This is a genomic window from Sphingobium sp. YBL2 (assembly GCF_000943805.1).
Taxonomy (GTDB): domain Bacteria; phylum Pseudomonadota; class Alphaproteobacteria; order Sphingomonadales; family Sphingomonadaceae; genus Sphingobium; species Sphingobium fuliginis.
Genome location: NZ_CP010954.1, coordinates 3372097 through 3384439, shown reverse-complemented (window position 1 = coordinate 3384439; position 12343 = coordinate 3372097). Strand labels below are relative to the sequence as shown.

12 protein-coding genes are annotated in these 12343 nt (G+C 65.9%); 7 read left to right on the top strand and 5 right to left on the bottom strand.

The window, feature by feature from the left end:
• Window positions 1-232: 232 nt before the first annotated feature.
• Both TZ53_RS15675 and TZ53_RS15670 read right to left on the bottom strand, forming a co-directional pair.
• Window positions 233-928 carry an anti-sigma factor family protein gene (locus TZ53_RS15675; protein ID WP_044661881.1) on the bottom strand — a complete coding sequence of 232 codons (696 nt, stop codon included), beginning with the start codon at window positions 926-928 and terminating at the stop codon, window positions 233-235.
• On the bottom strand, window positions 925-1413 hold the full coding sequence (locus TZ53_RS15670; RefSeq protein ID WP_044663090.1) for an RNA polymerase sigma factor: 489 nt from the start codon (window positions 1411-1413) through the stop codon (window positions 925-927). The genes TZ53_RS15675 and TZ53_RS15670 overlap by 4 nt, the downstream gene beginning before the upstream one ends.
• A 91-nt stretch (window positions 1414-1504) precedes the next feature.
• Here TZ53_RS15670 and TZ53_RS15665 point away from each other — a divergent pair, with 91 nt between their 5' ends.
• The 3 genes from TZ53_RS15665 (at window position 1505) to TZ53_RS15655 (ending at window position 4309) form a co-directional block, all read left to right on the top strand.
• The gene (locus tag TZ53_RS15665) at window positions 1505-2827 is read left to right on the top strand and encodes a S8 family serine peptidase (RefSeq protein ID WP_044661880.1); all 1323 of its coding nucleotides are present in this window, start codon (window positions 1505-1507) and stop codon (window positions 2825-2827) included.
• A gap of 100 nt (window positions 2828-2927) precedes the next feature.
• Window positions 2928-3611, top strand: coding sequence for a hypothetical protein (locus tag TZ53_RS15660; protein WP_044661879.1), 684 nt, complete (start codon window positions 2928-2930; stop codon window positions 3609-3611).
• 281 nt (window positions 3612-3892) lie between these two features.
• Complete coding sequence (locus TZ53_RS15655) at window positions 3893-4309, top strand: hypothetical protein (RefSeq protein ID WP_044661878.1); 417 nt, start codon at window positions 3893-3895, stop codon at window positions 4307-4309.
• 282 nt (window positions 4310-4591) lie between these two features.
• On the opposite strand, the gene ctrA is transcribed toward TZ53_RS15655, so the two are convergent.
• Window positions 4592-5299 carry a response regulator transcription factor CtrA gene (gene ctrA / locus TZ53_RS15650; RefSeq protein ID WP_025549663.1) on the bottom strand — a complete coding sequence of 236 codons (708 nt, stop codon included), beginning with the start codon at window positions 5297-5299 and terminating at the stop codon, window positions 4592-4594.
• 209 nt (window positions 5300-5508) lie between these two features.
• Window positions 5509-6402: a LysR family transcriptional regulator gene (locus TZ53_RS15645; protein WP_044661877.1), complete on the bottom strand. Its 894-nt coding sequence runs from the start codon at window positions 6400-6402 to the stop codon at window positions 5509-5511.
• Window positions 6403-6509: 107 nt separating this feature from the next.
• Here TZ53_RS15645 and TZ53_RS15640 point away from each other — a divergent pair, with 107 nt between their 5' ends.
• Entirely contained in the window at window positions 6510-7229 is a 720-nt protein-coding gene (locus TZ53_RS15640; protein ID WP_044661876.1) for a pirin family protein, read from the top strand.
• A gap of 125 nt (window positions 7230-7354) precedes the next feature.
• Entirely contained in the window at window positions 7355-7954 is a 600-nt protein-coding gene (gene wrbA, locus TZ53_RS15635; protein ID WP_025549661.1) for an NAD(P)H:quinone oxidoreductase, read from the top strand.
• 369 nt (window positions 7955-8323) lie between these two features.
• Here the strand turns inward: wrbA and TZ53_RS15630 are convergent, their stop codons facing one another.
• Complete coding sequence (locus TZ53_RS15630; protein ID WP_044661875.1) at window positions 8324-9571, bottom strand: threonine ammonia-lyase; 1248 nt, start codon at window positions 9569-9571, stop codon at window positions 8324-8326.
• A 97-nt stretch (window positions 9572-9668) separates the two neighbouring features.
• On the opposite strand from TZ53_RS15630, the gene TZ53_RS15625 reads away from it, so the two are divergent.
• Together TZ53_RS15625 and TZ53_RS15620 are read left to right on the top strand one after the other, a co-directional pair.
• A complete protein-coding gene (locus TZ53_RS15625) occupies window positions 9669-10538 on the top strand; it encodes an NAD(P)-dependent oxidoreductase (RefSeq protein ID WP_044661874.1) in 870 nt (289 codons plus the stop codon).
• Between the two features lie 53 nt (window positions 10539-10591).
• Entirely contained in the window at window positions 10592-12319 is a 1728-nt protein-coding gene (locus TZ53_RS15620) for an amidohydrolase (protein WP_044663089.1), read from the top strand.
• Window positions 12320-12343 lie beyond the last annotated feature (24 nt).

Sequence of the window (12343 nt, the reverse complement as noted above, 5' to 3'; positions counted from 1 at the left end):
GCCCTTTTAAGACCTTCCTCCTCCCTTGAGGAAGAAGGACAGGAAGCTTTGGGGGCGAAGGGGGCTGGGTTGATTGGGAAGGGGAAAGCGGGCCTGCTGCCCGCGCGATCCCCTGGATCGCGCCCCCCTCACCCAGCTACGACTAGGCAGCAAGCTGCCAAGTCTGCGCAGCCCTCTCCCTTAAGGGAGAGGGATAAAGCGAGTGTCCGATACCACCCTTCCTTCAGCTATCCTATTGCCAACGCCTGTCCTTCGCCGCCTTCTCCTGCGCGGCATCGAGGGGGGAGCCGTCCATCAAGGCATCGACAGTCGCCATAAGACGCGCATCGCCCGAGGATGCCTGCCGATAGGCCCCTTCCCGTCCCGCGCCCGGCACGAGCTGCTGCACCTGCCAGCCTTGCCCCTCGCGGCAGGCGACGCCCGACAGGGCCTGCCCTTCGAAGCTGCGGCACCATCCGCCGCCCTTGCGCCGGAAGCTGAGGCCGATGCGGATCGGCGCTTCCTCCTGCGCGGAAGCGAGCTGGGTTTCGAGCGCCGACGCCAACTCGCCCTGTGCGACCATCGTGCCCCGCTCTATTGAAATCGGACCGTCGCTCCCGCCGGAAAAATGCCCGACGCCAAGCCCCAGCAGCAGGCTCGCGGCGATGGCGCCGCCCATGGCCCAGACGCGCCGACGCGCCTGGACCGGACGGGCGAACGGGACGACCTTCGCATCCTCCTGCAACAAGGTCCGCATCGCGGCCGGCACAGGCTCGGCTTCGATGGGCGCATAATGGCCGGCCAACCGCTCCCGCAGGCGAACATGCATGTCGAGCCGCGCGGCCAGCGCCGGGTCTTCCGCCACGGCACGTTCGACGCGCCGCCGGTTCACCTCGTCCAATTCGCCGTCGACAAAGGCGATCAGCATGGCTTCGTCCATGTCCGTCATGCCGCTTCCCCCAGCAGTTCGATCAAAGCGCCGCGCCCGCGCACCAGCCGCGAGGTCAGCGTGCCCATTGGAATGTCCAGCACCTCCGCCGCCTCCCGGTAGGACAGCCCCTCCACCAGCACGAGCGCGATAGCCTCCCGCTGCTCGTCGGGCAGGCTTTGCATCGCGCGGTCGACATCGGACAGCATGACATGCGCCTCCACATCGCGGTCGCCCGCATGGCCGACATGCTCGCCCGCCTCCTCCGGCGCGAAGGTGCGGGCGGCGCGCTGCCGGGAGCGGCCCTCGTCGATCCACAGATTGCGCATGATCCGATACATCCAGCTATCCAGTCTCGTCCCCGGCTGCCATTGATCGCGTGCCCGGAGCGCCTTTTCCAACGCCGCCTGGCAGAGATCGTCCGCATCGGCGCGATCCCGCGACAGGCTGGCGGCAAAGCGCCGCAGCCGGGGCAGGATCGCCAACAGATCGCTTTCGAACGACATCCGGTCTCCATTCAGCTTCCTGAAGGATGAAACGGCTGCCGCCGCACGTTTCATCCCTGAGCATGGATCTTGTATCGGAAATTTTTTCGCAATGAATCATTTTGAGAGCGAAAGGACCGGAAGGCAGTCTGATGGTGGAAGTGCCGGCGGTGGAGAGGTCGAGATGAAATTCGCGCGTCGATGGATCGTTGCCGGCTTGCTTCTGACCGCACCGGGCGCGCAGGCCCAGTTGCTGCCTTCGCCGGGCAGCACCCTGGGTCAGGTGAGCGGCCAGGCAGGCGGCATCGTGCCGCATGTGATGGATCGGGTGGAAGGAACGCTGGATCAGGCCGGGCTTGAGCGGCTGTCGCCTGCCCGGCTGGCCGACCGGCTGTTGGCGGCGCGGGCGGCGCGGATCGACGATCTGGTGCGGCGGCATGCCGATTCGGTGGAACTGGACGACCGGCGCGAACCGGCGCGGCGCGGCGTCATATTGCTGACCGGGGCGCGGCCGGAAAGCGTCGCCGCGCTGCGTTCCGCCGGCTATGGCGTGGAAGATGCCGCCATAGAGGGGCTGGACCTTGCCGTGACCCGCCTGACCGTGCCGCAGGGCCGCAGCCTGTCGCGTGCGTTGAAGCAGGTCCGGTCCCTCGCCCCGGAAGCGCAGGCCAGTGCCGACAATCTCTATTTCCCCAGCGGCGCTTCCATGGGTCTTGCCGCCGCCGCGCTTGCGGAAACCGCGTCGGTTGGGGGCAAGGCGGCGGGGCTGATCGACGGCGGGGTGGCCCGGCACCCCAGCCTGACCGGCCCGATCGAACAGCGGGGTTTCGCCCGAGGGGCTCCCCGCGCCAGCGCGCACGGGACGGCGGTCGCCTCCCTCATCAGCGGCACGGGCAGCATAAGGGGCGCAGCGCCCGGCGCGCCCTTGCTGGTGGCCGATGTCTATGGCGACGACCCGGCGGGCGGCAGCGCCTTCGCAATGGCGCGGGCGCTTGGCTGGATGGCGGCGCGCGGGGCCGATGTCGTGACGGTGAGCCTGGTGGGCCCGGACAATCCCCTGCTGGCCGGCGCCATCCGTCTGGCGCGGGAACGTGGCGTGTCCGTGGTTGCGGCGGTCGGCAATGACGGGCCGGCCGCGCCGCCGGCCTATCCGGCCTCCTATGCGGGAGTGATCGCCGTCACCGGCATTGACGGGCGGGGCCGCGTCCTGCCCGAGGCGGGGCGGGCCCGTCATGTGGATTTCGCCGCGCCGGGGGCGGACATGAATGCGGCCCGGGCCGATGGCGGCAAGGGTAAGGTCCGCGGTACATCCTTCGCTGCGCCGCTGGTGGCGGGACGGCTGTTCGCCAAGGGCAGCGTGGCGGCCCTGCGGGCGGAGGCGAAGCGGGGCTCCGGCCTTAGCATCATCTGCGGCACTTGCAGAAATAATGATTGATTTTCAATGATTTGAAAGTTTTTTCCGACATTTTGGGATTAAATCCGATCGCCGTCGCGTTGTCCTGTCATCGGATCGACAACGAACAAGGAGACGATCGATGAAAGTCAAGTTCCTGATTGCAACCGCCGCTCTTGCCGCCCTGACGGCCGCGCCCGCCTCTGCCCAGTTGCTGGGCGGCGGTGGCGGCGGCATGCTGGGCGGCGGCCTGGGCGGCGCGCTGGGTGGCGCGGGCGGATCGTTGGGCGGCACGCTCGGCGGATCGGGCGGCGTCGGCCTCGACCGCAGCATCGACCTGGAGAATGGCCGCGTCGGCGCCAGCGGTTCGGGCCATGGCAGCGGCAGCGGTTCCGCCTCCGGATCGGTCAGCCGCCATGGCAAGAGCCGCAGCGGCAGCGCTTCGGGCTCCGCCAGCGGATCGGCAGGCGGCAGCCTGACGGCCGACACGCTGGGGACAGGCGATGTGCGCAATGCCGTGGGCGGCCTGCGCGACCAGGCCGGCAACACGGCCGGCGCGGCGCGGGACCGGGCCGCTGGAACCGTCGCCGAAACCAAGGACCGCGCCAGCGCCACCGCAGGAGCAGCGCGGGACCGCGCCGCCAACGCCGTGAGCCGGACACGTTCGGCAGCAGGCAATGCCGCCGGCAGCGCCGCGGGCGCGGCCAACGGTGCGGCGAACGGCGCGAGCGGCCTGGGGTCCGTCGATGCTTCCGGACAGCTTTCGGGCGGCGGACAGGCTTCGGGTTCGGCCAGCTCGGCCGCTTCGGATCAGGCGGCCAACTGACCTCGCCCGGAGGCGACATATCCCCGACCGGCTTTCAGCCGCATTGCCGCCTCACCGCCTGATCGAAGGCCGGCGACCCTTATCGGGCCGCCGGCCTTCCCTCTTTCTGAAGGAAACGCTAAAAGCCTTTGATATAAATGGTTTAAGATGATGGCACTTTTCATGGCGCGCCTGAATGTCTACACCGTCATTTCATATGGGTCCGGCCGGCAGTGTCGAATGGAGCCAAGGGTCGCCATAGGTGCGTCGCGGCACCAGATATTGAAGAGATACGGGACTGAATGTCCGTTTCGGATTCCGATTTCGCCTCCAAGCGGCTGCATGACCGCCAGCGTCGGCTGCTGAAGGCGCGCATGCGTCATCCGGATTATGGCGAGATCGACATCCTCGTTCGCGACGTGTCGGAAATGGGCCTTGGCGGGCGGTGCGAGCTCGACCTTGCCGTGGGGGAAAGCGTCGTCATCCTCCTGCCCGACTGCCGACCGGCGCAGGGAAAGATCGCATGGCGGAAGGGACAGAGCTTCGGCGTGCATCTGGAGGCGCAGATCAATCCGGAGGTGGTGAAAAGTCGCATCCCCGCCGATCGCCCGGCTGAGGGGTATCAGGTGCCCGAGGCGTTCCGGCCATCGGCGGAGACGAAGCGGCCCGGATTCCGGACGCGGTTACAGGGGCCGGACACCAATAATAAATGGCGGTGATTTCGCTCTGCCTGAGCAGGCGATCCACATTCGGCCGTTTGGATGGCGCGACGCTCATTTGCTGCGTCCGATTTAACGCAGCGCGCTCAAGAGCGGATTCCGATCCGATTGCATCGGCTCGACTGCTCTAAGTTTTTGTTTTGTCGCGTTTTCCGAGTCAGCAGATGATTCCATCTGCCTGGGAAACGCTCCAGGAGCCCGTCCCGTAGAGGCGAAAAAAGGAAAAAGGCCGCCGATCCTGTCAGGATCGCCAGCCTTTTCTTCCTGTCGCAATGGCTCGGATCAGGCGACTTTGGTCGCGAATTCCTCCGCCTCGTCCGGATCGCGCAGCACATAGCCGCGGCCCCAGACGGTTTCGATGTAATTCTCCCCGCCGCAGGCCAGCGCCAGCTTCTTGCGCAGCTTGCAGATGAAGACATCGATGATCTTGAGTTCGGGCTCGTCCATGCCGCCATAAAGGTGGTTCAGGAACATTTCCTTGGTCAGCGTCGTGCCCTTGCGGAGCGAAAGCAGCTCCAGCATCGCATATTCCTTGCCGGTCAGGTGGACGCGGTTGCCGTCCACCTCCACGGTCTTGGCGTCCAGGTTGACCGCCAGCTTTCCAGTGCGGATGACCGACTGCGAATGGCCCTTGGACCGGCGCACGACCGCATGGATGCGGGCGATCAGTTCCTCGCGGTGGAACGGCTTGGTCACATAATCGTCGGCGCCGAAGCCGAAGGAGCGGACCTTGCTGTCCATTTCCGCCACGCCGGACAGGATCAGCACCGGCGTCTGCACCTTCGCCGCGCGGAGCTTCTTGAGCACGTCATAGCCATGCATGTCCGGCAGGTTCAGGTCCAGGCAGATGATGTCGTAGTCGTAGAGCTTGCCGAGGTCGAGACCCTCTTCGCCAAGGTCGGTCGTATAGACGTTGAACCCCTCCGTCGTGAGCATCAGCTCGATCGCCTTCGCGGTTGTCGGTTCGTCTTCGATTAGCAGCACGCGCATGTGAAGCCCCTTTGCGTAGCAGTCCCGTTCACCCCCAGAGAACGACGGCCGCTCCAATTCATTAACCAAAAAACTTCTGAAGGACAAAGGTTAATTTTTCGCTAACCGGCAGGAATCCGCGAGTCGTGGGATTTTGAATCTGTTTTCAACATTTTGCAGCCGAAATGATTCAGATGGAGTCAAGATGGATTCACCTGTGGAACGAGTCCTCAACAGCCATGATGGCGGGTAAGGAAATCGAGCACGGCGTCCACCCGGGCCGGCCGCAGACGCGATGGCGGCGTGACCAGGTGGATGCCGAATGGCGGCGGCCGCCAGTCGACCAGAATCTCCTCCAGTTCGCCCGATGCAAGCGCGTCCCCGACAATGAAATCGGGCAGCCGGGCAATGCCGACGCCGGTGCGCAGCGCGGGCAGCATCGCCTCTCCGCTGTTGACCGTCAGCCGGGCGCGCACCTGCACCACGACATTCTGCTGGCCGGGGCCGGAAAAGCGCCAGACGTCGGGCGTCGGGGTATTGGAATAGCAGAGGCAATCATGGCTGCCGAGGTCGGACGGATGGGTGGGGCGTCCCCTTTCCGCCAGATAGGCGGGCGATGCCACGACATGCAGCTTGACGTCGGCCAGGCGCCGGGCGCGGAGCGAGCTGTCCGGCATGTCGGCAATGCGGATGGTCGCATCCAGGCCCATTTCCACCAGATCGATGCGCGCATCGGACAGGTGGAGGTCGATGTCCACCTGCGGGTTCTGCTTCGTGAATTCGGCGACCAGCGGCGCGACGCGAAGCAGGCCGAAGGTCATCGGCGCGCCCAGCCGGACCGTGCCGGAAAGTTCGGCCGTTTCGTCCCTCGCCGCTTCCTCCGCCGCCTGCCCTTCCGACAGGATGCGCGCCGCATGCTCGGCCAGCCGCTTGCCGCTCTCGGTAAGGGCCAGACGGCGGCTGGTGCGGCTGAACAGGCTGGTATCCAGATGCTGCTCCAGCCGCGTCACCGCCTTGGAGACGGTGGCCTTGGAAACGCTCAGCGCCTTGGCCGCGTCGGTGAAGCTGCGATGCTCGACCACGGCGGCGAACATCGCCCATGCCTCGAAATCGGGAAGACGCATAAGGAAACAATCCGTTTCAATGCTGCTTATTCAAGAAACGATCCTGATCGCTAGATTGGCGGAAAGCAAGCCGGAACCTTCCGGCAACGCAATCGAAAGGCCTGAATATGAGCACGACAGTCGGGAGCCGCATCGAACGCCGCCCCTTCGCGTCCCTCGGTCATGCCGACCATGGCTGGCTGAACGCGCGGCACCATTTTTCCTTTGCGGACTATCATGATCCCGCCCGCATGAACTGGGGCGCGATCCGGGTTTGGAACGATGATGAAATCGGCCCCCGCTCCGGCTTTCCGCCGCATCCGCATGCGGACATGGAGATCATCACCTATGTCCGCAAGGGCGCGATCACCCATCAGGACAGCCTGGGGAACAGGGGCCGGACCGAGGCCGGCGACGTTCAGGTGATGAGCGCGGGCACCGGCATCCGCCATGCCGAATATAATCTGGAAGAAGAGACGACGACGCTCTTTCAGATCTGGGTCACGCCCCGCTGTCGCGGCGGCCAGCCGAGCTGGGGCGCCAAGCCCTTTCCGAAGGGCGACCGGTCCGGCAAGCTGGTGGTCCTGGCAAGCGGCCATGCGGAGGATGTGGAAGCGCTGCGCATCCGCGCCGACGCCCGTCTGCTGGGCGGCACCGTCAGGGCGGGCGAAAGCGTGACCTACGACAGTGCCGAAGGACGTCATCTCTATCTGGTTCCGGCGACCGGGCGGGTCGAGATCGACGGCCAGATCTTCGAGGCGCGCGACGGCGCTGCGATCATCGGCGGCGCGCCCATCACCATCAAGGCGATCGAGGACGCCGAAATCGTCCTGGTGGACAGCGAATAAGGTCCGTCCCCTTCCCCCGGACGGGCCGAAAGGCCGCCCGCGCTTCTCCCCCCTCCCTCTGCGCGGGCGGCCGATTTTTTCGAAACCTTTTTACGATCAACGCATTAGACGAAATGGAGATACTCATGGCAAAGGTTCTGGTTCTCTACTACTCCTCCTACGGCCACATCGAGACGATGGCGAAGGCCGTGGCGGAAGGCGCGGCGGCTGCCGGCGCGCAGGTCGACATCAAGCGCGTGCCGGAGACGGCGCCGCTGGAAGTGGCGCAAGCCGCTCATTTCAAGCTCGATCAGGAAGCGCCGGTCGCCACTGTCGCGGAGCTGGCGGATTATGATGCGATCATCATCGGCACCGGCACCCGTTTCGGCCGCATGTCGAGCCAGATGGCGGCCTTCCTCGACCAGGCAGGCGGCCTCTGGGCGCGCGGCGCGCTGAACGGCAAGGTAGGCGGCGCTTTCACCTCGACGGCCAGCCAGCATGGCGGGCAGGAGACCACCCTGTTCTCGATCATCACCAACCTGTTGCATTTCGGTCTGGTGATCGTCGGCCTGGACTATGGCTTTGCCGGACAGATGGGCGTCGACAAGGTCCGCGGCGGATCACCCTATGGCGCCACCACGCTGGCGGATAGCGACGGCAGCCGCCAGCCCGGCGAGGAAGAACTGGCGGGCGCACGCTATCAGGGCCGGCGCGTTGCGGAAACGGCACTGAAACTGCACGGATAACGCATCGCTGCGCCGTCTGTACGGTGCAGTCGTTGAGAGCCTTGGGTCGCAAGGCATCAACGCAAATGGGGGGCCGGCGCATGGGACTGCGCGCCGGCTCCCTTTATTTTCGGGTTTTGCGGGAAGTGGCCAGTGCAAGACCTTCCTTCTCCCTTGAGAAGGACGGGAAGCCCTGGCGACGAAGGAGTTCAGGCTGATCTAGACGAGGGGGAGCGGGCCTGCGGTCCGTGCGATCCGTTGGATCGCAACCCCTCACCCAGCTACGACTAAGCAGCAAGCTGCCAAGTCTGCGCAGCCATCTCCCTCAAGGGAGAGGGATAAAGTGGGTGTCCGCTTCCCACCCTTCTGCTCGCCCAGTCTTCAATCAGGCTAGGCGACCTCGATCGGCGCGACCTCATAGCCCACTGCCCGCAGGGCGGCGATCAGGCGTTCCAGATGGGCGCCGTCCCGCGTCTCGCATTCCACGTCGAGGCTGAGGCCCTTGGCAGGCAGATTGGTGAAGATCCGCTGGTGCGACAGTTCGAGGATGTTGACCGCTTCCTGGTCGAAGATCCGCGCCACATGGAACAGCGCGCCCGGCCGGTCCTGCAGGATGATGCGCAGCCGCGCCAGCCGGCCCGAGCGCGCCAGGTCGCGCAGCAGCACATTGGCCAGCAGCCGCGTATCGATATTGCCGCCGGTCAGGATCAGCCCGACGCTGCGCCCGGCGAACAGTTCCTTGTGCGTCAGCAGCGCCGCGAGGCCGGCGGCGCCCGCACCCTCCACCACCGTCTTCTCAATCTGGAGCAGCAGGCTCACCGCTTCCTCCAGATGGCGCTCGCTGACCAGCAGCACATCGTCCGCCAGCCGCTCGACGAAGCGGCGGGTGAGTTCGCCCGGTTCCCTGACGGCAATGCCCTCCGCCAGCGTATCGCCGTCACAGGGCAGGTTGGCGCCCTTGATATAGTCGTACATCGACGGATAAAGCTCCGCCTGCACACCATAGACCTTGATGTCGGGCTTCATCGCCTTGGCTGCCGTCGCCACCCCCGAAAACAGGCCGCCGCCGCCGATGGGCACGATCAGCGTGTCGATCTCCGGCGCGTCCTCCAGCATTTCCAGCGCGACCGTGCCCTGCCCCGCCATGATGTCGGGTTCGTCGAACGGATGGACGAAGGTCAGGCCCTGCTCGACCTCCAGCAGCCGCGCATGGGCATAGGCGTCGTCGAACTTCTCGCCGAACTGGACGACGGTGGCGCCATGACCCTGTGTCTGCGTGACCTTCACCGTGGGCGTGGTGTTGGGCATGACGATGGTGACCGGCACGCCCAGCCGCTTGCCGTGATAGGCCAGGCCCTGCGCGTGATTGCCCGCGGAAGCCCCGATCACGCCCTTCCGCTTCGCCTCCTCATCCAGCTGGAGCAGGCGATTGAGCGCGCCGCGTTCCTTGTAGGCGGCGGTGAACTGGAGATTTTCGAACTTCAGATACACTTTGCAGCCGAACATGGCCGACAGCGTCTGGCTGACCAGCGTCGGCGTATGCACGACGGAGCCGGAAATTCGCACCCGCGCCGCGAGGATGTCGTCGACGGAAATGGGCAGCGGCACGGCGCTCTCTATCTTGCTCAGCGTGTTCATGGCGCGCCACCTAGCTTAAAATTGCTTCGGAAGGAACTGGCACTGACCGAAAACTCTGCCTATGGCTTGCGGGCGCGCATCCAACTGATCGAGGCATATGGCTAAAATCGCGTTTATCGGCCTGGGCGTCATGGGCGGCCCGATTGCGGGGCATCTGGCGAAGGCGGGGCATGAGCTGACCGTCTACAACCGTTCCATCGGCAAGGCGAAGCGCTGGGCGGAGGCCTATGGCGGCGCGGTCGCGATCAACCCGGCCAAGGCTGCGGAGGATGCGGAGATCGTCATCAGTTGCGTCGGCACCGACGACGATCTGAGCCAGATCACCCTGGGCCGCGACGGCGCCTTTCGCTCGATGAAGCCGGGCGGCCTGTTCATCGACCATACGACGGTGTCGGCGCGGATCGCGCGGCAATTGTTCGTGGAGGGCGAGAGCCGGGGGCTGCATTGCGTCGACGCGCCGGTGACCGGCGGTCAGGCCGGGGCGGAAAAGGGCAGCCTTGCAGTCATGTGCGGGGGCAGCGAGCCCGCGATCGCAGCCGCCCGGATCGTGATGCAGGCCTATGCGCCGCGCATCGTCCATGTCGGGAAGGCAGGCGCGGGGCAGACCGCCAAGATGGTGAACCAGATCTGCATCGCGGGCGTTGTGCAGGGCCTGGCCGAAGCGCTGCGGTTCGCGCAGGCGGCTGAACTGGACCTCGACACATTGTTCGAGGCGATTTCCGGCGGCGCGGCGCAAAGCTGGCAGATGGACAAGCATTGGAAGACGATGGCGGCGGACAGTTTCGATTTCGGCTTTGCGGTGGATTGGATGCGCAAGGATCTGGGGCTGGCGCTGGAGGAAGCGCGGGCCAATGGCGCCACCCTGCCGGTGACGGCGCTGATCGATCAATTCTATGCCGATGTGCAGGCCATGGGGGGCCACCGGCAGGACACCAGCGCGCTCGTTCGGCGGATCACGCGGGCATGAACAAGGCCGGCATGACCAGCAGCGCCGTCCGCCCCGGGCTTGACCCAAGGACAATGCGCCGCGGCGGCAAGCTCCGCGCGAACGGACGCAGGATTGCCGTCGCCCTTGCCCTGACGCTGCCCGTCCCTGCGCTGGCTTCGGGCATCATCGACAATGTGAACGGCATCGCGCTGGATGCCAATGGCCGCGTGGTGCGTTTCCGGGCGCTCACCATCGACGATGAGGGCAAGGTGGATAAGCTGCTGCCCGACCGCTATCGGGAGCCGGAGCAGCCGCGCCCCCGGAAGCGGAAGAAGAACGAGCCGGAGCAGGCACAGCCCAGCCGCCCCGACTTCAAGCTGGACGCGGGCGGCAAGACGCTGATCCCCGGGCTGATCGACGCCCATGGGCATGTGATGGGCTATGGCCTGTCGCTGATCACGCTGGACCTTTCGGAAACCAAATCGCTGGCGGAGGCGCAGGCGAAGATCAGGGCCTATGCCGCCGCCAATACGGGCCGGAAATGGATCATCGGCAAGGGCTGGAATCAGGAGCTTTGGGGCCTGGGCCGTTTTCCGACGGCGGCCGAGCTGGATGCTGCGGTCAGCGACGTTCCGGTCTGGCTGGAACGGGTCGACGGCCATGCGGGCTGGGCCAATTCGCTGGCGATCAAGGCGGCGGCCGTCACCGCGGCGACCAAGGCGCCACCCGGCGGCCGGATCGAAATGGCGGCGGGAAAGCCTGCGGGCGTGTTCGTCGACAAGGCGATGGATCTGATCACGCGCGTCGTGCCCCCGCCGGCGCCCAAGGATCGCGACATCGCGCTGGAGAAGGCGCAGCAGGCGCTGCTGCGGCAAGGCATTACCGGCATTGCCGACATGGGCACCAGCATCGACGACTGGCAGGCCTTTCGCCGTTCGGCGGACCGCGGCGCGCTGCGGGTGCGGATCATGTCCTATGCCTATGGCCTTGAGAATATGGTGCTGATCGCCGGGCCTGAGCCGACGCCCTGGCTCTATGACGATCATCTGCGCATGGGCGGGGTCAAGCTGATCCTGGATGGCGCGCTTGGATCGCGGGGGGCCTGGCTGAAGGCGGACTATGCCGATGCGCCGGGGCAGCGCGGTCTGGCGATGATCCCGTCCACCCAGCTTCGCAACATCATGAGCCGGGCGGCGATGGACAATTTCCAGATCGCGGTCCACGCCATCGGCGACGCGGCGAACAGCGAAGTGCTGGATGCGGTGCAGGAACTCAGCGAAACCTACAAGGGCGACCGGCGCTGGCGCATCGAGCATGCGCAGATCGTCGATCCGGCGGAACTGCCGCGCTTCGGGCAATATGGCATCGTCGCGTCGATGCAACCGGTGCATCAGACCTCCGACTGGCGCATGGCCACGGCGCGGCTGGGCGAGGCGCGGCTGAAGGGCGCCTATGCGTGGAAGGCGATGCTGGACAATCGCGTGCCGCTGGCCTTCGGGTCGGATGTACCGGTGGAAAGCCCCAATCCCTTTCCCGGCATCGCCGCCGCCATGACGCGGGAAGATGCATCGGGGCAGCCGGCAGGCGGATGGATGCCGGAACAGCGGGTAAGCTTCGAGGCGGCGCTGGACGGTTTCACCAGGACGGCAGCCTATGCGGGCTTCGCGGAAAAGCGCTTCGGCAGTCTGGTGCCGGGGCAGCGGGCGGATTTCCTGCTGATCGACCGGGATATTTCCACGTCAAGTCCGGTCGAGATTCGCGGGACGCAAGTGCTGGAGACGTGGATCGGCGGCAAGCGGGTCTATGTGAAGGGGCAGTAGCGGCGGCCAACATGGCGTCATCCC

Excerpts from the sequence above, each read along its gene's own strand:
- TZ53_RS15625 (WP_044661874.1), top strand. The coding sequence starts at position 9,669 with ATGGCTAAAATCGCGTTTATCGGCCTGGGCGTCATGGGCGGCCCGATT.
- TZ53_RS15675 (WP_044661881.1), bottom strand. The coding sequence starts at position 928 with ATGACGGACATGGACGAAGCCATGCTGATCGCCTTTGTCGACGGCGAA.
- TZ53_RS15660 (WP_044661879.1), top strand. The coding sequence starts at position 2,928 with ATGAAAGTCAAGTTCCTGATTGCAACCGCCGCTCTTGCCGCCCTGACG.
- TZ53_RS15645 (WP_044661877.1), bottom strand. The coding sequence starts at position 6,402 with ATGCGTCTTCCCGATTTCGAGGCATGGGCGATGTTCGCCGCCGTGGTC.
- TZ53_RS15640 (WP_044661876.1), top strand. The coding sequence starts at position 6,510 with ATGAGCACGACAGTCGGGAGCCGCATCGAACGCCGCCCCTTCGCGTCC.
- TZ53_RS15665 (WP_044661880.1), top strand. The coding sequence starts at position 1,505 with ATGAATCATTTTGAGAGCGAAAGGACCGGAAGGCAGTCTGATGGTGGA.
- TZ53_RS15620 (WP_044663089.1), top strand. The coding sequence starts at position 10,592 with ATGCGCCGCGGCGGCAAGCTCCGCGCGAACGGACGCAGGATTGCCGTC.
- TZ53_RS15670 (WP_044663090.1), bottom strand. The coding sequence starts at position 1,413 with ATGTCGTTCGAAAGCGATCTGTTGGCGATCCTGCCCCGGCTGCGGCGC.
- TZ53_RS15630 (WP_044661875.1), bottom strand. The coding sequence starts at position 9,571 with ATGAACACGCTGAGCAAGATAGAGAGCGCCGTGCCGCTGCCCATTTCC.
- ctrA (WP_025549663.1), bottom strand. The coding sequence starts at position 5,299 with ATGCGCGTGCTGCTAATCGAAGACGAACCGACAACCGCGAAGGCGATC.
- wrbA (WP_025549661.1), top strand. The coding sequence starts at position 7,355 with ATGGCAAAGGTTCTGGTTCTCTACTACTCCTCCTACGGCCACATCGAG.
- TZ53_RS15655 (WP_044661878.1), top strand. The coding sequence starts at position 3,893 with ATGTCCGTTTCGGATTCCGATTTCGCCTCCAAGCGGCTGCATGACCGC.